Annotated in this window: 24 protein-coding genes; 13 read left to right on the top strand and 11 right to left on the bottom strand. The window is 71.3% G+C overall.

All coding sequences use genetic code 11. The features are described 5' to 3' along the window. Nucleotides 1-363 precede the first annotated feature (363 nt). Nucleotides 364-1,572 (bottom strand): DUF349 domain-containing protein, encoded by a 1,209-nt coding sequence (locus ABZU43_RS30855; protein WP_355009914.1) that lies wholly within the window; start codon nucleotides 1,570-1,572, stop codon nucleotides 364-366. Nucleotides 1,573-1,722: 150 nt separating this feature from the next. Between ABZU43_RS30855 and ABZU43_RS30850 the strand changes: the two genes are divergently transcribed. The 3 genes from ABZU43_RS30850 to dapF are packed head-to-tail and all read left to right on the top strand — an operon-like array spanning nucleotide 1,723 to nucleotide 4,252. Next, a complete protein-coding gene (locus tag ABZU43_RS30850; RefSeq protein ID WP_355009913.1) occupies nucleotides 1,723-2,490 on the top strand; it encodes a hypothetical protein in 768 nt (255 codons plus the stop codon). After that, on the top strand, nucleotides 2,487-3,398 hold the full coding sequence (gene miaA / locus ABZU43_RS30845) for a tRNA (adenosine(37)-N6)-dimethylallyltransferase MiaA (protein WP_355009912.1): 912 nt from the start codon (nucleotides 2,487-2,489) through the stop codon (nucleotides 3,396-3,398). Before ABZU43_RS30850 ends, miaA begins: the two co-directional genes overlap by 4 nt. Before the next feature lie 8 nt (nucleotides 3,399-3,406). Next, nucleotides 3,407-4,252 carry a diaminopimelate epimerase gene (dapF, locus tag ABZU43_RS30840; protein ID WP_355009911.1) on the top strand — a complete coding sequence of 282 codons (846 nt, stop codon included), beginning with the start codon at nucleotides 3,407-3,409 and terminating at the stop codon, nucleotides 4,250-4,252. Here dapF and ABZU43_RS30835 read toward each other — a convergent pair. Then, a complete protein-coding gene (locus tag ABZU43_RS30835; RefSeq protein WP_355009910.1) occupies nucleotides 4,227-4,841 on the bottom strand; it encodes a TetR/AcrR family transcriptional regulator in 615 nt (204 codons plus the stop codon). The two genes, dapF and ABZU43_RS30835, sit on opposite strands and share 26 nt — an antisense overlap. 79 nt (nucleotides 4,842-4,920) lie before the next feature. Here ABZU43_RS30835 and ABZU43_RS30830 point away from each other — a divergent pair, with 79 nt between their 5' ends. Further along, entirely contained in the window at nucleotides 4,921-5,829 is a 909-nt protein-coding gene (locus ABZU43_RS30830) for an alpha/beta fold hydrolase (protein ID WP_355009909.1), read from the top strand. Nucleotides 5,830-5,915: 86 nt separating this feature from the next. Here the strand turns inward: ABZU43_RS30830 and ABZU43_RS30825 are convergent, their stop codons facing one another. Beyond that, nucleotides 5,916-7,382, bottom strand: coding sequence for an NAD-dependent malic enzyme (locus tag ABZU43_RS30825; protein WP_355009908.1), 1,467 nt, complete (start codon nucleotides 7,380-7,382; stop codon nucleotides 5,916-5,918). Between the two features lie 183 nt (nucleotides 7,383-7,565). On the opposite strand from ABZU43_RS30825, the gene hflX reads away from it, so the two are divergent. Together hflX and ABZU43_RS30815 are read left to right on the top strand one after the other, a co-directional pair. Continuing rightward, the gene (gene hflX, locus ABZU43_RS30820) at nucleotides 7,566-9,020 is read left to right on the top strand and encodes a GTPase HflX (RefSeq protein WP_355009907.1); all 1,455 of its coding nucleotides are present in this window, start codon (nucleotides 7,566-7,568) and stop codon (nucleotides 9,018-9,020) included. Between the two features lie 50 nt (nucleotides 9,021-9,070). Beyond that, on the top strand, nucleotides 9,071-10,888 hold the full coding sequence (locus tag ABZU43_RS30815) for a hypothetical protein (protein WP_355009906.1): 1,818 nt from the start codon (nucleotides 9,071-9,073) through the stop codon (nucleotides 10,886-10,888). 73 nt (nucleotides 10,889-10,961) lie between these two features. On the opposite strand, the gene lexA is transcribed toward ABZU43_RS30815, so the two are convergent. Further along, nucleotides 10,962-11,747 (bottom strand): transcriptional repressor LexA, encoded by a 786-nt coding sequence (gene lexA, locus ABZU43_RS30810; protein WP_355009905.1) that lies wholly within the window; start codon nucleotides 11,745-11,747, stop codon nucleotides 10,962-10,964. 538 nt (nucleotides 11,748-12,285) lie between these two features. Between lexA and nrdR the strand changes: the two genes are divergently transcribed. Both nrdR and ABZU43_RS30800 read left to right on the top strand, forming a co-directional pair. Continuing rightward, nucleotides 12,286-12,786, top strand: coding sequence for a transcriptional regulator NrdR (gene nrdR / locus ABZU43_RS30805; protein ID WP_124854399.1), 501 nt, complete (start codon nucleotides 12,286-12,288; stop codon nucleotides 12,784-12,786). Nucleotides 12,787-12,821: 35 nt separating this feature from the next. Beyond that, nucleotides 12,822-15,728 carry a vitamin B12-dependent ribonucleotide reductase gene (locus tag ABZU43_RS30800; protein ID WP_355009904.1) on the top strand — a complete coding sequence of 969 codons (2,907 nt, stop codon included), beginning with the start codon at nucleotides 12,822-12,824 and terminating at the stop codon, nucleotides 15,726-15,728. 254 nt (nucleotides 15,729-15,982) lie between these two features. Here the strand turns inward: ABZU43_RS30800 and ABZU43_RS30795 are convergent, their stop codons facing one another. Then, entirely contained in the window at nucleotides 15,983-16,882 is a 900-nt protein-coding gene (locus ABZU43_RS30795) for a bifunctional 5,10-methylenetetrahydrofolate dehydrogenase/5,10-methenyltetrahydrofolate cyclohydrolase (RefSeq protein WP_355009903.1), read from the bottom strand. A gap of 162 nt (nucleotides 16,883-17,044) precedes the next feature. Then, complete coding sequence (locus ABZU43_RS30790) at nucleotides 17,045-17,356, bottom strand: NIPSNAP family protein (protein ID WP_355009902.1); 312 nt, start codon at nucleotides 17,354-17,356, stop codon at nucleotides 17,045-17,047. An 86-nt stretch (nucleotides 17,357-17,442) separates the two neighbouring features. Between ABZU43_RS30790 and ABZU43_RS30785 the strand changes: the two genes are divergently transcribed. Both ABZU43_RS30785 and ABZU43_RS30780 read left to right on the top strand, forming a co-directional pair. Then, nucleotides 17,443-18,012 carry a sigma-70 family RNA polymerase sigma factor gene (locus ABZU43_RS30785; protein ID WP_355009901.1) on the top strand — a complete coding sequence of 190 codons (570 nt, stop codon included), beginning with the start codon at nucleotides 17,443-17,445 and terminating at the stop codon, nucleotides 18,010-18,012. Between the two features lie 10 nt (nucleotides 18,013-18,022). Continuing rightward, entirely contained in the window at nucleotides 18,023-18,994 is a 972-nt protein-coding gene (locus ABZU43_RS30780) for a CU044_5270 family protein (protein ID WP_355009900.1), read from the top strand. Nucleotides 18,995-19,017: 23 nt separating this feature from the next. On the opposite strand, the gene ABZU43_RS30775 is transcribed toward ABZU43_RS30780, so the two are convergent. Then, the gene (locus tag ABZU43_RS30775; protein ID WP_355009899.1) at nucleotides 19,018-20,130 is read right to left on the bottom strand and encodes an FAD-dependent monooxygenase; all 1,113 of its coding nucleotides are present in this window, start codon (nucleotides 20,128-20,130) and stop codon (nucleotides 19,018-19,020) included. Nucleotides 20,131-20,274: 144 nt separating this feature from the next. On the opposite strand from ABZU43_RS30775, the gene ABZU43_RS30770 reads away from it, so the two are divergent. Further along, the gene (locus ABZU43_RS30770) at nucleotides 20,275-21,225 is read left to right on the top strand and encodes a DUF2332 domain-containing protein (protein WP_355009898.1); all 951 of its coding nucleotides are present in this window, start codon (nucleotides 20,275-20,277) and stop codon (nucleotides 21,223-21,225) included. 48 nt (nucleotides 21,226-21,273) lie between these two features. On the opposite strand, the gene ABZU43_RS30765 is transcribed toward ABZU43_RS30770, so the two are convergent. Genes ABZU43_RS30765 through ABZU43_RS30755 form a run of 3 tightly spaced genes read right to left on the bottom strand, consistent with a single transcriptional unit; the run spans nucleotide 21,274 to nucleotide 23,673 of the window. Beyond that, entirely contained in the window at nucleotides 21,274-22,215 is a 942-nt protein-coding gene (locus ABZU43_RS30765; RefSeq protein ID WP_355009897.1) for a MerR family transcriptional regulator, read from the bottom strand. Nucleotides 22,216-22,248: 33 nt separating this feature from the next. Then, nucleotides 22,249-23,103, bottom strand: coding sequence for an alpha/beta hydrolase (locus ABZU43_RS30760; RefSeq protein WP_355009896.1), 855 nt, complete (start codon nucleotides 23,101-23,103; stop codon nucleotides 22,249-22,251). Between the two features lie 6 nt (nucleotides 23,104-23,109). Next, nucleotides 23,110-23,673: a dihydrofolate reductase family protein gene (locus ABZU43_RS30755; RefSeq protein ID WP_355009895.1), complete on the bottom strand. Its 564-nt coding sequence runs from the start codon at nucleotides 23,671-23,673 to the stop codon at nucleotides 23,110-23,112. A 139-nt stretch (nucleotides 23,674-23,812) separates the two neighbouring features. On the opposite strand from ABZU43_RS30755, the gene ABZU43_RS30750 reads away from it, so the two are divergent. Together ABZU43_RS30750 and ABZU43_RS30745 are read left to right on the top strand one after the other, a co-directional pair. Further along, a complete protein-coding gene (locus ABZU43_RS30750; RefSeq protein ID WP_355009894.1) occupies nucleotides 23,813-24,067 on the top strand; it encodes a DUF5522 domain-containing protein in 255 nt (84 codons plus the stop codon). 98 nt (nucleotides 24,068-24,165) lie between these two features. Beyond that, on the top strand, nucleotides 24,166-24,714 hold the full coding sequence (locus tag ABZU43_RS30745) for a hypothetical protein (RefSeq protein ID WP_355009893.1): 549 nt from the start codon (nucleotides 24,166-24,168) through the stop codon (nucleotides 24,712-24,714). 19 nt (nucleotides 24,715-24,733) lie between these two features. Here ABZU43_RS30745 and ABZU43_RS30740 read toward each other — a convergent pair whose 3' ends face one another. Continuing rightward, complete coding sequence (locus ABZU43_RS30740; RefSeq protein ID WP_355009892.1) at nucleotides 24,734-25,423, bottom strand: metal-dependent transcriptional regulator; 690 nt, start codon at nucleotides 25,421-25,423, stop codon at nucleotides 24,734-24,736. Between the last annotated feature and the right edge of the window lie 95 nt (nucleotides 25,424-25,518).

The raw sequence follows: 25,518 nt of genomic DNA, 5'->3' as shown, positions 1-25,518 counted from the left end.
GGACAGCACGCGACGGACCATGTCACGCGGACGTGGTCACTCGCGGAAGCTCACCGGCGACCCTCGACGGCGGATGCTCCGCCTTCGTCGCCCTCGCGCCGGTGGCCCTACCTGGCTCCGTCGCTCATTCTGATCAGCCCACGTCAATGCGTCAACATCAGGGATGTTGCTGTCTCCGGCCTGTCCTAGGCAGCAACATCCGGGAAACTGCGCGCATCTTGACGCGGTAGCGGCGACGCGGGCCCGGGTGAGCGGGGGTTCGGAGCGCGGAACGCGGGGCCTGTGTCGCGCGGATGCCGGAGGCCGGAAACGCGGGAGCCCCCGGTCCCATCAAGGGAACCGGGGGCTCCGGACGTCGTCAGCTCAGCCGGCCTGCTCGGCGAGTTGGAGGAACTGCCGCTTGGAGGCGAGGGCCTGCTCGGCCTCCTTGATCCGGCGTGCGTCCCCGGCGCTCTGCGCCCGGGCCAGCCGGTCCTCGGCTTCCGCGACCTGCGCCCGCATCTGGGCGAGCAGCGGGTTGTCCTCCTTGGTGGTGCGGCGCCACGCCGAGTCCATCACGTCACGGACCTTGTCGTCGATGACGCGCAGTCGACGCTCCAGCCCGGCGGCCGCCTCGCGGGGCACCCGGCCGGCCTCGTGCCACTGGGCCTGGATCTCCCGCAGCTTGGCCTGGGCGCCCTTCGGGTCGGCGTCGATGTCCAACGCCTCGGCCTCGGCGAGCAGGGCCTGCTTGCGCTCCAGGTTGCCGCGCTGCTCGTTGTCCCGTGCGGAGAAGACCTCGCTACGCCGGCTGAAGAAGGCGTCCTGCGCACCCCGGAACCGTTCCCAGAGCTTCTGCTCGGCTTCCTTGGAGGCGCGCGGGGCGGCCTTCCACTGGGTCATCAGGTCCTTGAGCTGGTTGGCGGTGGCGGCCCAGTCGGTGGAGTCCGCGAGCTTCTCCGCTTCGGCGACCAACTCTTCCTTGGCGGTCTGGGCCTGCTTGCGCTGCGAGTCGAGGGAGGCGAAGTGGGCGCCGCGGCGGCGGGTGAAGCCGTCCCGGGCGGCGGCGAACCGCTTCCACAGCTCACCGTCGGCCTTCTTGTCGACCCCGCGGATGGTCTTCCACTCGTCGAGGATCTCCTTGAGCCGGTCGCCGGCGGTCTTCCACCCGGTGGATTCGGCGGCCAGCTTTTCGGCTTCCTCGACCAGCGCGGTCTTGCGGGCCAGGGCCTCGCCGCGGGCGGCGTCCCGGGCGGCGCGCGCTTCGCCGGCCTTCTCCTCGGCGAGGGTCGCCAGCTTGTCCAGGCGGGTGGCCAGCGCGTCGATGTCGCCGACCACGTTGGCCTCGGGCAGCGTGGTCCGGATCCGCCGGATCGTGCTCAACGAGTGCCCGGCGTCCGCCGCACCCGACTTGAGCCGCGCCTCGGTCAGGTCCACCTCGGTCACCAGGTCGGCGAAGCGTCGTGCGAAGTGTGCCAGGCCCTCCTCCGGTGCTCCCGCCTGCCAGGATCCGACCACCCGCTCTCCCTCGGTGGTCTTGACGTACACGGTGCCGTCCGCGTCCACCCGTCCGAAGGCAGTCCAGTCGCTCATGTGCCCATCCTCGTTCTCCCGGCGTCGAGGGATCGATCCCCCGTCGCCGCCACGGCGCAGCCAAGTTACTTCCGGCATTGTCACAGGTCCGACCCGGTCCGCGTCGAGCGCCTATCGCCGACCGTGACCATACGGTGTCCTAGGGGCCGAATGACCGGATCGGCGCGGAGACGCACCGGGGATTCCCGCTACGGTGGACGGGTGCCACTGGTCGCCGCCGCCGTCTGCCCGCATCCGCCCCTGCTCGTGCCCGAGGTGGCCGGCTCCGCAGCCCCGGAGTTGGACGATCTGCGGGCGGCCTGTGACACCGCCGTACGCCGGCTGTTGACCACCGATCCGGACATTGTGGTCCTGGTGGGCACCGGCCCGGTGACCGGCCCGATCCGCACCCCGGCGACCGGTTCCCTCCAGCCCTGGGGTGTCGACCTGGACGTGCCGATGGTGGCGGGCCAACCGGACCGGGGCGCGGTGCTGCCGTTGAGCCTGACCATCGGTGCGTGGTTGCTGGCCCGGCACGAAACCCGACCGCCGGTGACGGCCGTGCAGGTGGCCGCCGACGCCGGCCCGGCCGAGCTGGCCGCGCTCGCCGACGAGGTCGGTGCCGCCGGTGACCGGGTGGCGTCGCTGGTGCTCGGGGACGGGTCGGCCTGCCGCGGGGAGAAAGCACCCGGGTACGACGACGCGCGTGCCCTCCCGTACGACCAGAGGGTTGCCGAAGCGCTGGCCGACGCGGACCTGGACGCCCTGCTCGACCTCGACCCGGTGGTGTCGACGGAGCTGAAGGCCGCCGGTCGCGCCCCCTGGCAGGTGCTCGCGGGCGCGGCCCGCGCGGCTGGTGGTGGGTGGCGCGGCGAGTTGCTGCACGACTCCGCTCCCTACGGGGTGGCGTACTTCGTGGCGTCCTGGGAGCGGGCGTGACAGGCCTGGTCGTCGCCGTGGTCGGCCCGACCGCGGCCGGTAAGTCCGCGCTGAGCATCGCGTTGGCGCATGCGCTAGACGGGGAGGTGGTCAACGCCGACTCGATGCAGCTCTACCGGGGCATGGACATTGGTACGGCGAAGCTGACCCCCGCCGAGCGGGACGGGGTGCCGCATCACCTGCTGGATGTCTGGGAGGTCACCGAGGCGGCGAGCGTCGCGGAGTACCAGCGGCTGGCCCGCGCGGCGGTGGACGACATCCTGTCGCGGGGGCGGGTGCCGCTGCTGGTCGGTGGCTCCGGGCTGTACGTGCGGGCGGTGCTGGAGCGCTTCGAGTTCCCCGGCACGGACGCGGCGCTGCGGGAGCGGCTGGAACGGGAGTTGGCCGAGGTCGGCCCGGCCCCGCTGTACGCGCGGCTGCGCGCCGCCGACCCGGTCGCCGCCGAGAGCATCCTGCCGGCCAACGGCCGGCGGATCGTCCGGGCCCTGGAGGTGATCGAGCTGACCGGCGCGCCGTTCGCCGCCTCGTTGCCGCAGCCCACGCCGTACTACCCGTCGGTGCAGCTCGGCGTCGACCTGGACACCGGTCTGCTGGACGAGCGGATCGCGCTGCGGGTGGACCGGATGTGGGCCGACGGCCTGGTGCCGGAGACCCGGGAACTGGTCGGGCGGGGGCTGCCCGAGGGGCGGACGGCGAGTCGGGCGCTCGGCTACCAGCAGGTGCTGCGCCTGCTCGCCGGTGAGCTGACCGAGGCGCAGGCGCACGACGAGACGGTCCGGGCGACCCGGCGGTTCGTCCGCCGGCAGCGGTCCTGGTTCCGCCGCGACCCGCGGATCCACTGGTTGGACTCGACGACCCCGGACCTGATCGGGGCCGCCCTGCGTCTGGTGCCGGCGGCTGCGCGATGATGGTGGGCGTGGAGTTCACCAAGGGCCACGGCACCGGCAACGACTTCGTCCTCCTTCCCGACCCGGACGGTCAGCTCGACCTGACGCCGGAGCTGGTCGCGGCGCTCTGCGACAGGCGTCGGGGCATCGGCGCGGACGGCGTCCTGCGGGTGGTCCGCGCGGCCAAGCATCCGGACGGCGCGGGGCTGGCCGGCGAGGCCGAGTGGTTCATGGACTACTGGAACGCTGACGGCTCGTTCGCCGAGATGTGCGGCAACGGCGCTCGGGTCTTCGTGCGCTACCTGCTCGACACCGGGTTGGCCACGCCCGCCGGCGCGGCGTTGCCGGTGGCAACCCGGGCTGGCGTCGTGCGCGCGCTGGTCGAGGGCGACGCCGTGTCCGTCGAGATGCGTCGACCCCAGGTGTACGACAGTTCTGCCGCCACCCTCGGCGGGCTGACCCTGACCGGTGCGGTGGTGGACGTCGGCAACCCGCACCTGGTCTGCGTCCTGCCGGCCGGCGTGGAGCTGTCGGCGCTGGACCTGACCGTCGCGCCCGGGTTCGACCAGGCGGTCTTCCCGAGCGGGGTGAACGTCGAGTTCATCGTGGCGGGCGACCCGGTCGACGGCACCGACGAGCACAGCCTGATGCGGGTGTACGAGCGCGGCAGCGCCGAGACCCTGTCCTGCGGGACCGGTGCCTGCGCGGTGGGCGCGGTGGCACTGCGCGACGCCGGCCTGGACACCGGCGTGGTCGCCGTCGACGTCCCCGGCGGTCGCCTGACGGTGACCGTCACCGAAACCTCCTGCTGGCTCTCCGGCCCCGCCGTCCTGGTGGCGACCGGCGAGATCAGCCTGTCCGCGCTCGCGGTGTGAACAGTCGGTCGAGGTGGTAGGTCAGGATCGCCAGCGCGCTCGCGCCGTCGCGTTGACCGCCGAGCACGCTGGAGCCCAGCCCGTTCGTCAGCGCCAGTAGCCCGGCGGCGACCGCGTCACAGTTCAGCTCCGGGTCGACGTCACCGTCCTGCTGGGCTTGCCGGAGTTGTCCGGCGAGCAGCCGTTCGAGCTTGTCGGGGTACGTGGTGCCGTGCCGTTCGGCGAGGTCCGGCTCGGTGAACACCAGCGCGTAGTAGCCGGTGTAGGCCCTGGTGAGCTGGTGGCCCTCGGGGTCCGTCGGGAGGACGGCGGAGAGGGTGCCGACGACGACGGTGCGCGGGGTGACCGGGCCGAGTGCCCGAATCCGTGCCTCGACGCGGGCGGTCAGCTGTTCGCCGAGATAGCCCAGCGCGGTCATCAGCAGCTCGTCCTTGGTGTGGAAGTAGTACTGCACCAGCCGTAGCGACACCCCGGCCTCGGCGGCCACCTCCCGCATGCTGGCGGACTGCAGTCCCCGGCTGCTGGCGATCCGCAGCAGCGCGTCGCCGATCTGCCGACGCCGCTGTTCATGGTCGACGCGCTTGGGCACTGGGCGGTCCGTCCTGTTCGGTCAGCGAGCTTTGATGGTACGGTCGTACCATGAAAAACCCCGGGGAGACGGAGTCATCGTGACAGTCGCACGGATCGGCGAGTTCACCAGCGATCGCGCCCGCGTCCGGTTCCTTGACGCGTACGAGCGGACCCGGCGTCGGGTGTGGCCCGCCGGCGCGGTTGCCGTCGACCTGCCGACGAGCTTCGGTCACACCCGGGCCTACCGATGGGGAGCCGGAGACGCTACGCCGTTCGTGCTGCTGCCCGGAGCCGGCGGCAACGCCCTGAGTTGGCACCCGCACGTACGCCGTCTCGGGCGGCACCGGCCGGTGATCGCCCTCGACCCGGTTGGCGAACCCGGCTGCTCCGTGCAGTCGCTGCCGCTCGACGACGGTCGGGACTGGGCGCGCTGGCTGTCCGAGGTCCTCGACGGGATGGGCGTGGACCGGGCGTACCTCGTCGGCTCGTCGTTCGGTGGTTGGGTGGGGTTGCAGTACTCCCGGCACTCACCCGGCCGGGTGGCGGGCCTTCTCCTCCTCGACCCGGCCGGCTTCGGCACCGTCAACGGCCGGTTCCTCGCCTGGGTGGTGCTGGGCGGCCTGGCCGGCCTCGCCCCCGCCCCGGTCCGCCGCGGCGCGGCCCGGCTGCTGCGCAACGCGACCCTGCGCGACGACGACCTGATGGGGCTGGCCCGCGCCACCTTCGGCTTCCGCCGCCGGCACCCGGTCCCACCGGCGCTCACCGACGACGAGTTGCGTGATCTCGCGGTGCCGGTCCTGGCGCTGCTCGGCGAGCGCAGCCAGCTGTACGACGCCCCGTCGGTGGCCGACCGGATCAGTGGCCTGATTCCGGGCGCCCGGTCGGAGGTCGTTCCCGGCGCGGGTCACGACCTGCCGCTGAGCCACCCGGACCTCATCGCCGCCCGCGCCGCCACCTTCGCACCCACCACCCAACCCCGACCCCCCGCCCCCGCCCCCGAAAGTTGATCAAGAGGTTTGCGTCAGAATCAGCGCGATTCCTGACGCAAACCTCTTGATCAACAAGGTGGGGGAGTGGGGTTGGGGGGCCGGGGTTACGGGGTGGCGCTGGCGGTGGCGGCGATCTCGGGGAGGTCGGCGGGGCCGGGGTCGGCGGCCGGGAGCGGGCTGGGGTTGTGCGCGGCGGCGCGGACGGCGGCGGCGACCGCCGGGGCGACCCGGGAGTCGAACACGCTCGGCACGATCACCGTCGGGTTGATCTTGTCTTCGCCGACCACGTCGGCGATGGCCCGGGCGGCCGCGAGGGCCATCTCCTCGGTGAACTCCTCGGCGTGCGCGTCGAGCATGCCGCGGAACACACCGGGGAAGGCGAGCACGTTGTTGATCTGGTTCGGCTGGTCCGAACGGCCGGTGGCGACCACCGCGGCGTGCTTGCGCGCCTCCCGGGGGTCGACCTCCGGGTCCGGGTTGGCGAGCGCGAAGACGATCGAGTCCTTCGCCATCTGGGCGATGTCGTCGCCGGTGAGCAGGTTCGGCGCGCTCACCCCGATGAACACGTCGGCACCCCGGATCGCTCCGGGAAGGTCGCCGGAGTAGTTCTCCTTGTTGGTGTTCTCCGCCAGCCACTGCCACGCCGAGTTGAGCCCGGTCAGCCCGCGGTGCAGGGCGCCCTCCCGGTCGTACGCGATGATGTCGCCGACGCCCTGGCGCAGCAGCAGCTTCATGATCGCGGTGCCGGCCGCGCCGGCTCCGGAGACGACCACCCGGACGTCCGCGAGTTGCTTGCCCACCACCCGCAGCGCGTTGGTCAGCGCGGCCAGCACGCAGATCGCGGTGCCGTGCTGATCGTCGTGGAAGACCGGAATGTCCAGCGCCTCGCGCAGCCGGGCCTCGATCTCGAAGCAGCGCGGCGCGGCGATGTCCTCCAGGTTGATGCCGCCGTAGGCCGGCGCGATCGCCTTGACGATCTGCACGATCTCGTCGGTGTCCTGGGTGTCCAGCACCACCGGCCAGGCGTCCACCCCGCCGAAGCGCTTGAACAGCGCGGCCTTGCCCTCCATCACCGGCAGCGACGCGGCCGGGCCGAGGTTGCCCAGCCCGAGCACCGCCGAGCCGTCGCTGACCACAGCGACGGTGTTGCGCTTGATGGTCAGTCGCCGGGCGTCGGCCGGGTTCTCGGCGATCGCCATGCAGACCCGGGCAACCCCGGGGGTGTACGCGCGGGACAGCTCGTCGCGGTTGCGCAGCGCGACCTTCGAGGTCACCTCGATCTTGCCGCCCAGGTGCAGCAGGAACGTCCGGTCCGACACCTTGCGCACGTCCACGCCGTCCAGCGCGGTCAGCGCGTCGACCACCTGGTCGGCGTGACCGGCGTCGGCGGTGTCGCAGGTCAGGTCGACGATGACGTTGGTCGGGTCCGAGTCCACCACGTCCAGCGCCGTGACGATCGCCCCGGCCTCGCCGACGGAGGTGGTGAGCCGGCCGATCGAGGAGGCGTCCGCGGTCACGGCGATCCGGATGGTGATCGAAAATCCGGCGCTGGGCATTCGGGTGATGGCCACGGGATCCCTCCGTAACGGCTGTGCGGCCGTTCGGCCGCCGCCCGCATTTCTACCGGGTTGTCGCGGCCGACCAGCATTCGCCCCCGCTTTTGGCGACCTTCACCATGGGCATATAGCAGGTGCGTTCGGCGTTGTGTCATGTCAGGATTACGTTCTACTTATCAAAACGGACAGGAGAACCGCTTGCGAGACCAGGAGAGCTTTGTCCCCGTCGAGGACGAGCTCGACGACGTCACCACCGGCGAGATGGAGCTGTCGGAGCGGCAGTCCCTCCGACGCGTCCCGGGCCTGTCAACCGAGCTCACCGACGTCACCGAGGTGGAATACCGCCAGCTGCGGCTGGAGCGGGTCGTCCTGGTGGGCGTCTGGACCGAAGGCACTGTCACCGACGCGGAAAACTCGCTGACCGAGCTCGCCGCGCTGGCCGAAACTGCCGGTTCGCAGGTGCTCGAAGGGCTCATCCAACGTCGTACCCGACCTGACCCGGCCACGTACATCGGCCGTGGCAAGGTCGATGATCTTGGCGCTGTGGTGCTCGCCACCGGCGCCGACACGGTCATCTGTGACGGTGAGCTGTCCCCGTCGCAGCTGCGCAATCTGGAGCAGCGCACCAAGGTCAAGGTCGTCGACCGCACCGCGCTGATCCTCGACATCTTCGCCCAGCACGCCAAGAGCAAGGAAGGTAAGGCGCAGGTCGAGCTGGCCCAGCTCGAATACCTGCTGCCTCGACTGCGCGGTTGGGGTGAGACGCTCTCCCGGCAGACCGGTGGTTCCGGCCGGGGTGGCGGCGCCGGCGGCGGTGTGGGTGTCCGTGGTCCCGGTGAGACCAAGCTGGAGACCGACCGGCGGCGCATCCGGCACCGCATCTCCCGGCTGCGGCGCGAGATCAAGAGCATGAAGACGGTACGCGTGACCAAGCGTTCCCGCCGTTCCCGTAACTCCGTTCCCGCGGTGGCCATCGCCGGCTACACCAACGCCGGCAAGTCCAGCCTCCTCAATCGCCTGACCGGCGCGGGCGTGCTGGTGGAGAACGCGCTGTTCGCCACGCTGGACCCGACGACCCGCAAGGCCACCACCTCGGACGGGCGGCTCTACACCCTCTCCGACACCGTCGGCTTCGTTCGACACCTTCCGCACCAGATCGTCGAGGCGTTCCGCTCGACGCTGGAGGAGGTCGCGCAGGCGGATCTGGTGGTGCACGTCGTGGACGGCGCCCACCCGGATCCGGAGGAGCAGGTCCGGGCGGTCCACACGGTGCTTGCCGAGGTCAGCGCGGACCGGCTCCCCGAGCTGTTGGTGGTCAACAAGACCGACGCCGCTGACGAGGACACTCTGCTGCGGCTCAAGCGGCTCTGGCCGGACGCGATCTTCGTGTCCGCGCACTCCGGGCGGGGCATGGACGAGCTGCGCGCGGCGATCGAGGAGCGGCTGCCCAGTCCGGCCGTCGAGGTCCGCGCCGTGCTGCCGTACGACCGGGGCGACCTGGTCGCTCGGGCGCACCGTACGGGTGAGGTGCTCAGCACGTCGCACCTGCCGGAGGGCACTCTGCTGCACGTCCGGGTCGGCGCGGAGCTGGCGGCGGAGCTGATGGCCTTCGACGTGGAGCGGCAGGGGCAGGCGGCCGGCAGCCGGTCCTGACCGGCCACGGCGTCATCCCCCGGAAACGCGCGGCATGCGACACTGGCCGAATGCGCCGCGTTGTTTCCTCGGTCACGGTTGCCCTCGGCCTGCTCGGGGCAACCGTGGCGCTCGCCGGAGCCGCCGCGGCGGCTCCCGCCCCTGGGGCGTCCGGGCCGCCCGCCGCGAACCCTGGCCAGAAGCGATGCACGATCACCGACGAACGCCTACGGGAGCTGTCCGGGCTGGTCGCCACCAAGAGTGGCTACATCGTCATCAACGACGGCACCGACGTCGCGGAGCGCAAGCGGGTGTTCTTCCTCGACAGCAAGTGCAAGATCTCGAAGGAGCCGGTCCGCTACTCGGGGCAGGGTCCGTTCGACACCGAGGATCTCGCCCTGTCCAAGGACGGCCGCACCCTCTGGATCGCCGACACCGGTGACAACCCCGACTCGAAGGAGCGCCGCAGCCGCGTCGCGCTCTGGTCGATGCCGGTCACCGGCGCCAGGCAGCCGACGCTGCACCGGCTCTCCTACCCCGAGGCCAAACCGCACGACGCTGAGGCGTTGCTCATCGGCGACGACGGAAAACCGCTGATCATCACCAAGGTGACCAGCGGCAAGGCCGAGATCTACACGCCGTCGGCGGCCCTCAAGAGCGGCGACACCGATCCGGTGCCGATGCGTAAGGCCGGCGAGCTCACGCTGCCGAAGACCCAGACGGAGAACACCCTCAACACGTTCGGCCGGATCGCCATCACCGGCGCGTCCCGGGCACCGGACGGCTCCCGGGTGGTTCTGCGCACGTACGCGGACGCCTTCGAGTTCGACGTGACCGGTGGCGACATCGTGGGTGCGCTCACCACCGGCAAGCCGCGGGTGACGCCGCTGGCCGACCCGTTCGGCGAGGCCATCAGCTACACCCCGGACGGAAAGTCGTTCCTCACCGTCTCCGACGCGGGCCGGTTCACCGAGGACGAGCCGATCGACATCCTCGGCTACACCCCGTCCACGTCGACGGCCGCGCCACTGGCCGCCGAGGACGGTGCCAAACCGGCCGCCTCGAAGTCCTGGACCGACGGGCTGAGCCTCGACGACATCACGTACCTGGTAGGGGCGGTCGGGCTGATCGGCCTGCTGTTGGTCGCCGCAGGAATCTTCGGCATCGTTCGCGCCCGCCGTCGGCCGCCGACAGCTGACGCGCCCGACCCGTCGGAGCCGGACGATGAGCCGTTCGGCCCGCGTGCCGGCCGTGCCGTCGACGGGTTCCCTGCCGACGATGACCGCAGGGGTGGTGTGTACGGGGGCGGCGCGCCGGCCGGCGGCGCCGTCTACGGCGGTGGTCCGGGTCGCGGCGGCCCGGCCCCGGCGGGTGGCGCGGGTCGCGGCGGCCCGGCCCCGGCGGGTGGCGCGGGTCGCGGTGGCCCGGCCCCGGCGGGTGGCGCGGGTCGTGGTGGCCCGGCCCCGGCGGGTGGCGCGGGTCGTGGTGGCCCGGCCCCGGCGGGCGGTGGGGTGTACGGCGGTGGCGGCCGGCCGGCCTCGGCTGACGGCGGCTACGGTGCGCCGCGACCGGACGGCGGCGGTGCTGGCGTTTACGGCGGCGGTGGTCGTCCCCCCGCTGGCGGCGGTGGTCGTCCCCCGGCTGGTGGTGGTCGTCCCCCGGCTGGCGGTGGTGGTCGTCCGCAGGGCGGCGGTGGCCGTCCTGGCGGTGGCGTGTACGGCGGCGGTGACGGCGGTCAGCCCGGTCGCGCGGAGCCGCCCCGGCGCGGCGGGCCGGAGCCCGACAACCGGGGCCAGCGGCCCAGCCGGCGACGTGACGAGGACGCCCCCGTCGACCCGTACGGGCAGTATCCCGGGGGCGGTCGCGGCCCACGGGGCGACCGTTACTGATCGGACGCTGTAGCGCTCACCCGGTCTGACGAGCGGTGTGGGTGAGCGCTGGTGGCACCCACCCGCCGATCGGTCAGATCCGGCGTAGCACCGCCACGACCCGGCCCATGATGGTGGCGTCGTCGCCGGGGATCGGGTCGAAGGCCGGGTTCTGCGGCATCAGCCAGACGTGCCCGTCGCGCCGCCGGTAGGTCTTCACTGTCGCCTCGCCGTCGAGCATGGCGGCCACGATCTCGCCGGAGTCGGCGGTCGGCTGCTGCCGGACGACCACCCAGTCGCCGTCGCAGATCGCCGCGTCGAGCATCGAGTCGCCCTTGACCTGGAGCATGAAGACCTCGCCCTCACCCACCAGCTCGCGGGGGAGCGGGAAGATGTCCTCCACGGCCTGCTCGGCGAGGATCGGCCCACCGGCGGCGATCCGACCGAGCATCGGCACGTACGCCGGGGTGGGCCGCTGTGCCCTCGACAGCTCGTCGTCGATCGCCTCGCTGGGGGCGCGTACGTCCACCGCGCGCGGCCGGTTCGGGTCGCGGCGCAGGAAGCCCTTCTTCTCCAGCTCCTTGAGCTGGTAGGCGACGCTGGACGGCGACACCAGGCCGACCGCCTCGCCGATCTCGCGGACGCTCGGCGGGTAGCCGTGTCGTTCCACCCAGGTGCGGATGAACTCCAGGATGCGCCGTTGGCGGGCGGTCAGGTCGACCGTCGCCGGGTCGGGGAAGGCGCTGACCACCGGGGTGACCGGACGCACGGCGGGCTGACCCGTCCGGCTGCGCGCGGCGCTGCGGCGTCGGGTGGCCGGGGGGCCCGCCTCGGTGATCTGCTGCGGGCTCTTCGGCCGGCTGGCCCGTTCCTCGGTCACGTCCGTCCTCCCTGGTCGGCGCTGGGTGCCTCGTCGGCTCGTGGTGCGTGCGGTGGTGCCACGTTGTTCATGACCGTATAGGTGAGATCAGTCATTTTCAAACATCTGTACGACCTCTCACCGGCGTGTCGGGGTGAAAAAGCGCTCCGCTCGTACGGATGTTCTGATAAATGGTACGTCAGGTAGCACTGGTGTTCGATCCTGCATCATTTCCCGGCTGGGTCCGGCCGGCTGGCCGGTAACCCGGGCGGCATCGTGACGTTGGGTCTTCGGGCGTTGTGCGGTGCGTTGATGACCGGATGGTCCGTGACGCGCCGGACACGCCGACCAACTTGACCCGGCTTCCGCAGCGACATACCGTCGACCCCTAGATGTAGTAGTGACACGGGCGTAAGTTGCCTACAGGTTGGGTCTGACTACCGACCGCACTCCCGTAAGGTTCATCACGGCGGGCGCTGTGAGCGCATCACACCGCCGTGGTGAGTCGTGCCCGGGCGTGCCCGGTACGACGCGGTTGATCACGATTAGGAGGTAGGCGATGCGGTGTCCGTACTGCCGGCACGCTGACTCCCGGGTGGTCGACTCGCGGGAGGCCGACGACGGCCAGCTCATCCGACGGCGGCGATCCTGCCCGGAGTGCGGCAAGCGGTTCACCACCGTCGAGGAGGCGGTCCTCGCTGTCGTCAAGCGCAGCGGGGTGACCGAGCCGTTCAGTCGCACGAAGATCATCGGCGGGGTGCGTAAGGCGTGCCAGGGCCGGCCCGTGGACGACGACTCCCTCGCGCTGCTCGCGCAGCGGGTGGAGGAGTCGGTCCGGGCCAAGGGGGCCGCCGAGATCCCCAGCCACGACGTGGGCCTGGCGATCCTGGGTCCGCTACGCGACCTGGACGAGATCGCCTATCTGCGGTTCGCCAGCGTCTACCGCTCGTTCGACTCGCTCGCCGACTTCGAGCGCGAGATCGAGACGTTGCGGGCCGCGGCGCGAGCCCGGGAACAGGGCCGGGCCGATGCGGTGGAAACCGCCGGCCGTACCAGCTGAGTCTTCACGGTTTTTCACAGAGATTGGGACGCGCGGTGGGGCACCGCGCAGACGAGGGGGGCGACGGCGTGACAACTAGCCGTTCACGAAACAAGGCAGGCGCGGGGCTGAAGATCGAGCGGGTGTGGACGACCGAGGGGGTCCACCCGTACGACGAGCTCTCCTGGGAGCGCCGTGACGTCGTGATGACCAACTGGCGGGACGGCTCGATCAACTTCGAGCAGCGTGGGGTGGAGTTCCCGGAGTCGTGGAGCGTCAACGCCGCGAACATCGTCACCACCAAGTACTTCCGGGGAGCGGTGGGGACCCCGGAGCGCGAGTGGTCGCTCCGGCAGCTGATCGACCGGGTGGTCACCACGTACCGCACCGCTGGTGAGGAGTACGGCTACTTCGCGAGCCCGGCCGACGCCGAGATCTTCGCGCACGAGCTGACCTGGATGCTGCTGAACCAGGTGTTCAGCTTCAACTCGCCGGTCTGGTTCAACGTCGGCACGCCGTCGCCGCAGCAGGTCAGCGCCTGCTTCATCCTGGCCGTCGACGACTCGATGGACTCGATCCTCGACTGGTACAAGGAGGAGGGGCTGATCTTCAAGGGCGGCTCCGGCTCCGGGGTCAACCTGTCGCGCATCCGTTCGTCCCGTGAGTTGCTCTCCTCCGGCGGCAACGCCTCCGGCCCGGTCAGCTTCATGCGCGGCGCGGACGCCTCCGCCGGCACCATCAAGTCCGGCGGCGCGACCCGCCGGGCGGCCAAGATGGTCATCATCGACGTGGACCACCCGGACATCCAGGAGTTCGTGGTCACGAAGGCGCGCGAGGAGGACAAGATCCGCGCGCTGCGTGACGCCGGGTTCGACATGGACCTCGGTGGCTCCGACATCGTCAGCGTGCAGTACCAGAACGCCAACAACTCGGTCCGGGTCTCCGACGAGTTCATGTCGGCGGTCGAGAACGGCAGGGGCTTCGACCTGCGCGGCCGGCTGGACGGCTCGGTGATCGAGACCGTCGACGCCAAGAACCTGTTCCGCTCCATCTCCCAGGCCGCCTGGGAGTGCGCCGACCCCGGTCTGCAGTACGACGACACGATCAACGACTGGCACACCTGCCCGGAGACCGGGCGGATCACCGCGTCGAACCCGTGCTCGGAGTACCTGCACCTGGACAACTCCTCGTGCAACCTGGCGTCGCTCAACCTGATGAAGTTCCTCCGCGCCGACGGTGGCTTCGAGGTGGAGAAGTTCGTCAAGTCCGTCGAGTTCGTCATCACCGCGATGGACATCTCGATCTGCTTCGCGGACTTCCCGACCGAGAAGATCGGTGAGACGTCCCGCGCCTACCGGCAGCTCGGCATCGGCTACGCCAACCTGGGCGCCCTGCTGATGGCCACCGGCCTGCCGTACGACTCGGAGCAGGGCCGCTCGGTCGCCGCGTCGATCACGTCGCTGATGACCGGCACCGCCTACCGCCGTTCCGCCGAGCTGGCCGGCGTCGTCGGCCCGTACGACGGCTACGCCCGCAACGCTGAGCCGCACAAGCGGGTCATGCGCAAGCACGCCGCGGCCAACGACGAGATCAAGCCGACCAGCCCGGTGGCCACCGCGATCGTCCGCGAGGCGACCAAGCAGTGGACCCAGGGCAACAAGATCGGCGACAAGTTCGGGTGGCGTAACGCGCAGGCCAGCGTGCTCGCCCCGACCGGCACCATCGGCTTCATGATGGACTGCGACACGACCGGCGTGGAGCCGGACCTGGCGCTCGTCAAGTTCAAGAAGCTGGTCGGCGGCGGCTCGATGCAGATCGTCAACCAGACGGTGCCGCGCGCCCTGCGCAGCCTCGGCTACCCCGAGGAGCAGGTCGAGGCGATCGTCGAGCACATCGCCGACCACGGCCACGTGGTGGACGCCCCCGGCCTCAAGCCGGAGCACTACCCGGTCTTCGACTGCGCCATGGGGGAGCGGACGATCGCCCCGATGGGTCACGTGCGGATGATGGCGGCCATCCAGCCGTTCGTCTCCGGCGCGATCTCCAAGACGGTCAACATGCCGGAGGCGGCCACCGTCGAGGACGTCGAGAAGATTTACTTCGAGGGCTGGAAGCTCGGCCTCAAGGCGCTGGCGATCTACCGGGACAACTGCAAGGTCGGCCAGCCGCTTTCGGTGGCCAAATCCAACAAGACCACCGAGCCGGTCGCCGTCGAGACCGCAACGGCCGCGCCGGCCGCGGTCGAGAAGGTCATCGAGTACCGGCCGGTGCGTAAGCGCCTGCCGAAGAAGCGCCCGTCCGAGACGGTCAGCTTCTCCGTCGGTGGCGCCGAGGGCTACCTGACCGCGTCGTCCTACCCGGACGACGGCCTCGGTGAGGTCTTCCTCAAGATGTCCAAGCAGGGCTCGACCCTGGCCGGGGTGATGGACGCCTTCTCGGTGGCCATCAGCATCGGCCTCCAGTACGGCGTGCCGCTGGAGACGTTCGTCAGCAAGTTCACCAACATGCGCTTCGAGCCGGCCGGCATGACCGACGACCCGGACGTGCGGATGGCAGCGTCGGTGATGGACTACATCTTCCGTCGCCTGGCACTGGACTTCCTGCCCTACGAGCGTCGCGCCGAGCTGGGCATCTTCACCGCGTCGGAGCGGGCCGCTCAGCTGCGGGCCGAGGCCGACGCGGAGGCCGCCGCCGTCACCGGTGCCGACCTCACCGCGATGGCGTCGTCCGCGCCGGTGGAGACCCCGGCGAAGCCGGAGGCGCTCGCCCAGCCGGCCCAGGAGATGGCCGACGTGGCCGCCGCCAAGCCGGCTCCGAGCGTGGGTTCCAGCACCGAACTGCTGGAGGCCGTGATCGGCAAGGCCGCCGACGCGCCGCTCTGCTTCACCTGCGGTACGAAGATGCGCCCCGCCGGTAGCTGCTACGTCTGCGAGGGCTGCGGCTCCACCAGCGGCTGCAGCTGACGTCGGGAAGTTGTGCATGTCTGCTGTGAGTACCTCCTAAGAGGAATCACTCGTTGACATCTATCCTGGTCAAGGCCTAGAACAGATGCCTCCCACCCGAATGCGGGCGGGAGGCATCTGCTTTTGGTGCGCGTGATGAAGTGATGAGAAATAGGTCGAGAGATGGCTCTGGGACCTACTTTTCATCACTTGATCACGGGGATCGTCGGTACTGAGCTCTACCTGACCTGGGTGCCCGCGGGCGCGGAGCCGAGCTACTGGTTCGCTCTCTCGGCGGCGCGTACGGCGTTGCGGAACAGCATCGCGACGGTGGTCGGGCCGACCCCGCCGACCCGGGGGGTGATGGCACCGGCCACCTCGGCGCACGCTTCGTCCACGTCCGGCAGGAGGCGCCGCCCGTCGTAGCGGACGCCGGCGCCGATGACGACCGCGCCGGGCTTGACGTGCTCAGGCTTCACGATCCCGGGTACGCCGGCGGCGGCGACGAGGATGTCGGCGCGGCGGGTGTAGCGGTCCCAGTCGGGCACGCCGGTGTGGACGACGGTGACGGCGGCGTTGGCGGTCGGGCGCTTCTGGGCGAGCAGCATGGCCAGGGGGCGGCCCAGGGTGGCGCCGCGGCCGAGGATGACGACCTCACGGCCGGCGACGGGAATCTCGTAGTACGCCAGGAGGGCTTCGATGCCGGCGGGGGTGCACGGCAGCGGGCCGGGCAGGCCGACGGCGAGACGCCCCATGTTCAGTGGGTGCATGCCGTCGACGTCCTTGTCCGGGTCGATGGTCTGCAACGCCGCGTCGTAGTCCAGATGCCCCGGCACGGGGTACTGCACGAGCAGCCCGTGCACGTCCGGATCGGTGTTGAATCGGGCAATGGCCTGGTGCAGCTCGGCCTGGGTGGCGGTGGCCGGCAGATGCACGTGCGGGGAGGCGAACCCGAGCGCGGCAGCCTGACGCTGCTTGATGGCGATGTAACCGGCGCTGGCGTCGTCGTCGCCGACGAGGATGGTGGCGAGGCTCGGTGTGATCCCGCGGCTGCGCAGCCGGGTCGCCGCGGCGGCGGTCTCGGCCAGGACGGCTTCGGCGACTGGTGCACCCGGCAGGAGCCGGGCCGCGCCCGATGAGGTGTGGTGCTCGGCGGATGGGCTGGTCGTGGTCATGACGGTTCCTCGACGCAGGCGCCCAGGCGGTCGACGCCCGCGAGAGGCTCCCCGATGGTTTGACCATCCCCGTGCCGCCAGTCGCCGGTGCCTCGATCATGCCCCATCACCAGGGCAACTGCCCAGTTGGACCAGCACCGCCGCCGTCAGCGGCGGGTGGGCTCAGTCGGTCGGCAGCAGCGGGCGCATGAACGTCCGCTCGTACCGCACGACACAACCCGAGTTGTCCCGGATGCTGTCGGCCGCGAGGAACTCCGGGTCGTTGCCGAACCGCGCGCGGTAACGCTCGTAGGCCGCCAGGCTCTCGAAGCTGAACAGCGCCTCGGCCTTGTCGCTGGCGCCCTCGGCGGGCAGGAAGTAGCCGTGGTGCACGCCACCGTGCGTGGCCACCAGCCGCATCCATGCCCGGGCGAAGTCCTCGAACGCTTCGATCTGCGCGGGATCGATGGTGTAGTGCACGACACAGGTGATCACGCCGTCACCCTACGGCCGGATGTTCGGTAACACTCGTGCTCCGCCTGACGAAGAAGGGGTGTGAAGGCTACGAGGGAGGACGGCCTGTGAATGAGCCGAGCCGAGCCGACGATGACATCTCCGGCATCGGAGCCGATCCGCTGGCTTTCGAGGTCTTCTACCGCCGGCACCTGGAGGCGGTGGGCCGTTTCGTGGCGCGGCGGGTCGACGACCCGCATCTCGCCGCCGACCTCACCGCCGACGTGTTCCTGGCGGTGATCGAGTCGGCGGCCGGCTACCGGCCGGAGCGGGGCAGCCAGATCGGCTGGCTGTACGGGGTGGCCCGCAACGTCATCGGCGACGAGCGGCGTCGGGCGGCCCAACGGCTGCGGGTGACCGGCCGACTGGCCGGACGACGGGACCTCGGCCCCGATGACATCGCGCGCATCGAGGAGCGGATCGACGCCGAGTCGGCGGCCCGCCGCACCCACAGGGCGCTGAGCGAGCTGCCCGAGGGCACCCGGACGCTTGTCGAACTCGTCGCCGTGGACGGCCTCAGCGTCGCGGAGGCGGCGACAGTGCTCGGGATGTCACCGGTGGCCGCCCGGGTCCGCCTGCATCGTGCCCGCCGCATCGTCCGCGCCGTGCTCGCCCGCCCGGTCACCACCCTCGCCTGATGAGACGGAGATGACGATGAACGAGACCGAACGGTCGCCGCAGGGGTTCGAGGAGCAGCTTCTCAGGGATCTGACCGCACACGTCGCCCAACGGGCCGAGGAGGCGTCGGCGGTCCGTCCGGCCGGACGCCGTGCCCAGTTCCTGCGCGGTTGGCGTTTCGTCGGAGCGCTCGGACTGGCGGTGACGCTGACGGCCGGTGCGTTGGCGGTCCAGACCATGAGGCTTGGCGATCAGCCGCCGCCGACTGCCAGCGCGTCGGAGATCTTCCACCTGGCGGCCGACGCGGCCCGGCAACAGCCGGAGCTCACCGCCCGACCCGACCAGTACGTCTTCACCGAATCCCTGGTGACGATCCGGGACCTGCCGGACAGCGGGCCCTACCAGACCATCCGGAACCAGCTGTGGCAGTCGGCTGGCGGAGTCGCGTACACGAAGGGACGCTACCGACCGGAGGCTGATCCGAACGGGTGGGGCGAGCTGAGGGAGCTCCGCATCGACGATGCCGCCGATCCCACGAAGGAGCTTGACGCGTTCCAGCCGCCGGCGTACCACGGCGACCTGCCCACCGACCCGGACGAGCTGCTTCGCTACCTTCGGGAACACCCGGTCGACCTGCATCTCCCCGAAGGGGCCGACGAGGAGGCCCTCTACGCGGACGAGAGCATGGCGTACACCACCGCGCGGTCGATGCTCGACGGCTACGTGCCGCCCCGCGCGCTCGCGGCGCTGTACGAAGTGCTGGCCCGGGAGCCCGGCGCGACAGTCATCTCCGCCGACGTGGTGGACGCCGCAGGCCGGCACGGGGTGGCGATCCGGATGCCCGGCGTGATCGCTGGCAACGTGGACCTGCTCTTCGACCGCGACACCCACGTCTTCCTCGGGCGCCGCCACTCGGTGATACGCCACGGCAAGGAGTCACTGGAGTCGGCTGCCGCGCTCCTGCGGGTCGCCATCGTCGACCGGCCGGGCCAGGTGCCGTGAGCCAGCCGGTCACGGCCGGCCGGTCAGGGCTGGGCGAACAGGGGGCCGTAGTTCGAGCGGAACATCTGCTCGCCGAGGCGGCGCATCACCAGCTCGCGCAGCGCGGGCGGGAGCCCGGTGGCCTTGTCGCGGCGATGGGTCTGGCTGAGCACCCAGTCGGTACGCGGGCGGCGCCGCGCCTCGTACCCGCGCAGGGCCTCGGCAACGGACCCGGCGGTCGCCAACGACGAGGCGAGCACGACCGCGTCCTCCAGGGCCATCGCCGCGCCCTGGGCCATGTTCGGTGAGGTGGCGTGGGCGGCGTCGCCGATCAGCAGCACCGGCCCCCGGGACCAGGAGTCGAGCACGACCTCCTGGTTCGGCCCGGCGTGCAGGGTGCTGTCGTCGTAGTCGAGGGCCTTGAGCATGGTGGCCACCGGCTCGGTGAACGTCTCCGCCAGCTCGTCGCGCCAGCCGGGCCGGTCGGCCACCGGGCCGTCGTTGTAGTAGCAGTACGTCTGCTCGGCGCTGATCGGAATGGTCAGGAACTGCCTGCCGCGCCCCAACTGCACCGACCAGACCGGCTCATCGTCGACGCGGGGGGCGACCCACCGGTACGCGTACTGGCCGAGGTTGCGGGCGGCCTGACCGTCGAAGGCGAGCCGGCGGACCGTCGAGTTCACCCCGTCCGCGCCGAGCAGCAGGTCGTACCGTTCGGTGGCACCGTCGTCGAACTCGACGGCGACCTGGTCGCCCTCCGCGAGGAGCGCGACCGGTTGGCGACCCCAGCGGACCGGGGTGTCGCCGACGCCGGCGAGCAGCGCCCGGTGCAGTTGTGCCCGGGGCAGCGACACGCACGGCCCGACGCCCCGCCACAGCGCGGCCACGTCGATGTCGAAGAGGCGACGCCCGCGCTGGTTGGCGCTGCGCTGCCGGGTGATCTCCACGGACACGTCGGCGACCGGCTCCCGCAGACCGAGTACGTCGAGCATCCGGGTGGCGTTGCCGGTCAGGTAGATCCCGGTGCCGGAGTCGGTCGGCCCGGATGCCCGCTCGACCACGTCGACAGTGGCACCCCACTCGCGCAGCGCGGCAACCGCCGCCAGCCCGGCGACACCTCCGCCGACGATCAGCACCCGGACGCCGTCACCCCGCACGACACATTCCTCCCCGTTGCCCCTGCGCGACCCCGCTGAGCTGCTGCTCAATGGTCCAGCTGCGGCAGCACTCTACGAGGCGGGTGAGCCGGCGCACGGGAACGGGGGCTGAAATACCGAGGAATGGGCTGCGACGATGAGGCCATGACGACCGCTGAGACGTACGCCGAGTTCGGCAGCCGCGAGGCGCGCGGTGTGTCGCCCACGTATGAGCGCCTGTCGCAGGCGGTCGCCCGCGACGATGACCTGCTCACCCTGCTCGACGGGCTGCCGCCGGCCAAGCGGCAGCCGAATCTGCTGTTCGGCGTCGTCCGTTGGCTCGGTGGTCCGGTCGACGACCCGGCCGCGTTCCACGACTACGTGGTGACGCACTGGCCGGCCATCGAGACGCAGATGCTCACCCGGGCGACCCAGACGAACGAGGCGGGCCGATGCGCGGTCCTGCTGCCGGTGCTCGCCGCGCTGCCGCAGCCCCTCGCCCTGCTGGAGGTCGGTGCGTCGGCCGGGCTCTGCCTCTACCCCGACCGGTACGCGTACCGCTACGGCGACCGTCAGGTCGGCTCCGGTGAGCCGCTTCTCGACTGCGCGGCCAACGGGTTGGTGCCGCCGGCAGGCGTACCCCGGGTGGTGTGGCGGGCCGGGCTCGACCTCAACCCGCTCGATGTGACCGACAGCGACGACGTGTCCTGGTTGGACGCGCTGATCTGGCCGGAACAGGCCCATCGGCGGGCCCGGCTGCGCGCCGCGGCGGCGGTGGCCGCGGCGGCGGTGGCCGCGGCCGACCCGCCGTTGTTGGTCCGCGGTGACCTGGTGGACGATCTGCCGGCGCTGGCCGCGCAGGCGCCGACCGATGCGACGCTGGTGGTCTTCCACACGTCCGTGCTCTATCAGGTGCCGTCCCCGCGCCGGGACGCGTTCGTCCGGTTGGTCGGCGAGCTGCCGGGGCACTGGGTGGCGAACGAGGCGCCCACGGTGCTCCGGTACGACGGGCTGCCCACCCCGCCGAGCGACGCGCTGCACAACGTCCTCGCGCTCGACGGAAAGCCGCTGGCCTGGACCAGGGGCCACGGTCAGGCGCTCACCTGGTTCGGCTGACGTCACCGAGCCGATCGGCTGCCAGGCCGTTGGGTTGACCCGGTCAGCTCAGCGGGCCGGCTCGGGCATCCGGTGGCGTAGGGCCCGGATGAACCAGTCCACCGAAGGCGCCGTCGCATCGCCTGTCGACCAGCCGTTGAGCACCGCCAACAGGTCGAGGTAGCGGTCCCGGCGGGGGTCGTTGGCCGGCACCAGCCGGTCGAGCAACCGCCGACGCAGGTCGGCCTCGTCGGAGCGACCGTGCAGGCTCGCGTACCGGTTGCTGACGGCCGCGACCACCGGGCCGGCGTCCGGGCTGGTTGGGTCGAGGCCGGCCGCGAGGGCGGGTGCCACCGCGTCCCGGACCAGCGCGACGGCGTCCGGGCGGGGCAGCCCCGGGATGTCGTGGTCGGCGGCGTGCTGCCGCGCGAGCCGTCGCATCCGGTCCCGGAACTCCGCGTCCCGGCACAACTCGGCCAGCTCCAGCCACGCCTCGACCTGCTCAGTGCTCGGGTCGTCGGGAAGCTCCGGTGTCATTGAGACGATCACACCCGGGTACGCGGTCTGGTCGCCGAGGTCGGCGAAGACGCCGTCCAGGAAGTCGGTGACCAACTGCCCGCGTTCGCGGGTGGTGAGCTGGGCCAGCCGGTGCAGCTCGTCCACCTCGGCCGGGCTCGACCCGCGCCTCGCCGCGACGGTGAGCACCGCCTGGCGCAGCCGCAGCACCCGGATCTGCACGGCCAACGCCTCGGCGTGCGCGGCGGCCACCTCGTGCAGGGGCACCTCGTCGTTCACCACCCGCCGGATGGTGGCCAGGTCCAGGCCCAGGTCACGCAACGTCCGGACCAGCTCCAACCGGGCCACGGCCGCCGGGCCGTACCGCCGGTAGCCGGCCGGGCTCCGATCGGTCGGCGGCACGATCCCGCTGTCGGCGTAGTACCGGATGGTCTTGACGCTCAGGCCGGTCCGTCGGGCCAGCTCGCCGATCGTGTGACGCGTCTCCCCGCTCATGCCCCCACCCTCGCGTCTCCCCCCGGTGGAGACTCAAGCACCATCCGAGCCGGCGAGGAATGCCGCGACCGTCGCGGTGAACGCCTCGACGTCGTCGAGCCACGGGTAGTGCCCGGCGCCCGGCTGGACGACCAGCGTGGCGCGCGGACTCAGCTCGGCGAACCGGGCCAGCAGTCCCGGCGGCGCGGCCAGGTCGACCGCACCGGCGAGCAGCAACACCGGGCCTCGATGTGCGGCGAGCGCCGTACGACTGGCCGGCGGATCGAAGGCGCCTTCGGAGCTGAAGATCCGCGCCGCCTCTTCGTTGCGCTGACCATCCTCGGCCGCCTGATGCGCCCGTGCCGTCTCGTCCCACCGGCCGTAGAGGAACGGCGCGATTGCCTGCCGGGCGTCCGGGTCGGCCTGACCTGAGAGGACCGACTCCAACGCCGCTGCCGCTGCTGGAAACCACGGCTCGTCGGCCCGGGGCTGGATGACCTCCTGGCGCTGGGCAGCGGTCACCTCCAGCCCGACCGCTCGGATGCTCGGGTTGATGAGCGCGAGTCGGCCCACCCGATCGGGGTGCCGGGTCAGGTATCGCAGAGCCAGGTTGGCGCCGGCGGAGTGCCCGAGCAGATCCAGCCGGTCGAGGCCCAGGTGTCCGCGTAGCGCCTCCACATCGTCGACCATGCGGTCGCAGCGGTAGGTCGAGACGTCCGCTGGGGCCTCCGAGCGGCCGGTGCCCCGTGGATCGAGGATGACAAGCGTCCGGTGTGCGCCCAGACCGCCGAGGTCACCGAGGTACGCGGAGTTGCGCATCGGCCCGCCCGGCAGGCAGACGAGCGGGTCTCCAACCCCGATCGTCCGGTACGCGAGGATGGTCCCGTCGATCCCGGCGAAGGTGCTCATCATCGGTCAGCGGATCCGCTGGTGGCGGAGCAGGACCACGCCGTTGCCGAAGACGCGGCTCTCCACCAGCCGCAGACCTGTCGGAGTCTCGGCGTCGGGGAAGAGTCGGCGGCCCCGACCGACAAGCACCGGGTGGACGTAGATCCGGTACTCGTCGATCAGGTCGTGTCGGGCGAACGTCGCGGCCAGGTCGGCCCCACCGAGCGCCAGGTCGCCGCCCGGTTCGGCGGTGAGTTTGCGGACCTGCTCGACGTCGACCTCGCGCACGACTGTGGAGTTCCAGTCGGCGTGGTCGAGGGTGCGCGAATAGACGATCTTCGGCATGTCCCGCCAGATCCGGGCGAACTCGCGCTCCGGGCCGCTGGTGGTCGGGTCCTGATCGGCTGTCGGCCAGTAGGCGGCCATCAGCTCGTAGCTGACCCGGCCGTTGAGGAACCCGCCCATCGGGGCGATCACGTCGTTGAAGTGCTGGTGCAACTCCTCGTCGACCTGGTGCCAACTGATGTCGCCACCCGGGCCTTCGAAGAACCCGTCCAACGACAGGCTCATCTGCACAACGATCTTCCGCATCGCGTCTCCTCCGTAGGATTCGATGGTTGTCGACCTCGATCGTCGTCGGACCGTACGCCGAAACGCGACCACGCCGGGGGCATGTCGCCGGATTCCAGGCAGCGGGAGGCCGACACCGCACCGTCCCTAGACTGCTGCGGTGAGCGAAGAGCGGAAACCCCTGGCCGGCCGGCCGCTCACCGAGCCGCACCCCTCCCGGCTGTCGCCGGAGCACCCCGACCGGGCCCGGATCCTCGCCGCGCACACCGCCGCATTGGCCGCCGGTGAGGCTGGTTACCTCGACCCGGCGAGCGGGCTGTTCGTGCTCAGCGCCGGCTTCCTGGCCCGTCGTGGCACGTGCTGCGGGCGCGGCTGCCGGCACTGTCCGTACGTGGACGATCCACCGTCGGAATAGGCGTCAGCGGGGGCTTTCGCCCGACACCGACACCCCGTACGGTGTCCGACGGACACCTGGCGGGCGCCTTCCGCCGTCGGTCGGCGAGAGGGTGGAACGTGCGCGGGCGGATCATGGTCGCCGGGCTGGCCGGGCTGCTGGTGAGCGGGTGCGCCGACGAGGCGGAACCGGTGGCGGTGCCGCCACCGGTGCCGATCGCTGTGGACGTGGCGGCGGCCTCCTCGGGCGGCGCCTGCCGTCTGCTGGACTTCGGGGTGATCGAGCAGGTGGTGAAGGTCCGCTTCGACGTGGCGGCGGCCAGCGCGCAGGGCGACACCCACACCTGTGTGGTCCGTGCCGCGGGTGCCACCCTGCCGGAGTTGGCGCTCAGCGTGACCGAGACCACGATCGACAAGACCACCTTCGGCGCGGACGTGGTGCCGGACAAGGCGGCGAAGGTCACCGGGCTGGGTCAGCAGGCGTACAAGCGGACCACCGCGGCGGCGAGCGGGCACGGGCCGGTCGCCGAAGTCGGCTGGCTGGCCGGCGACGGAAGGCTGGCCACGGTGAGTTGGACCACTGCCCGTGGCAGTGAGCGCTCGGCGGCGGAGAAGCTGACCGGTGACCTGACCACGTTGGCGAAAAAGGTGGACACCCGGGCGTTGTGACGCCCGGATGCCCAGTTGATCAGTTGGCGGCGACGAAGACCCGGGAGGCGACCTCGCGGGGCAGCCGCACCCGGTCACCGGAGCGGTCGATCGACACCCCGTCGCGCTCCTGGGCCACTGTCACAGTGGCGCCCGGGTCGACACCGGCGGCATGCAGCTGACGCAGCACGTCGCCGTCGGTCTGCACGCTCTCGCAGATCCGGCGGACGACCACCGGCCCGGAGAGGCCGGGGAAGGCCAGGTTGCGCTCACCCTCGGCGGCCTCGGTCGCTTCCGCCTCGGGGGAGCCCAGCTCCTCCAGACCCGGGATCGGGTTGCCGTACGGGGAGCGGGTCGGCCGGTTGAGCAGGTCGTAGACCCGCTTCTCCACCGCGTCGCTCATCACGTGCTCCCAGCGGCAGGCCTCCTCGTGGGCCTCCTCGTAGGGCATCCCGATGACGTTGACCAGCAGCAGCTCGGCGAGGCGGTGCTTGCGCATCACGGAAACGGCGGAGCCGCGACCCAGCGCGGTGAGCGTGAGGTGTCGGTCACCCTCGACGGTGAGCAGGCCGTCGCGCTCCATCCGGGCGACGGTCTGGCTCACTGTGGGGCCGCTCTGTCGTAGCCGCTCGGCGATCCTGGCACGCAGCGGTGGCACCCCCTCCTCTTCGAGTTCGAGGATGGTGCGCAGGTACATTTCGGTCGTGTCCACTAGATCATGGCTCTTCACTTTCGCCCCCTTTGTCCGGAGGCAGCGAAGGTAGCTTCGCGATCAGTGGTGTCGACCAGGTCGTGAGACTTCATAACGTCAGCGGCCCTCCGGTG

Source organism: Micromonospora sp. NPDC005205 (assembly GCF_040608275.1).
Classification (GTDB): domain Bacteria; phylum Actinomycetota; class Actinomycetes; order Mycobacteriales; family Micromonosporaceae; genus Micromonospora.
The sequence above is the reverse complement of the archived record's forward strand: the minus strand, read 5'-3'. Positions and strand labels throughout refer to the sequence as shown.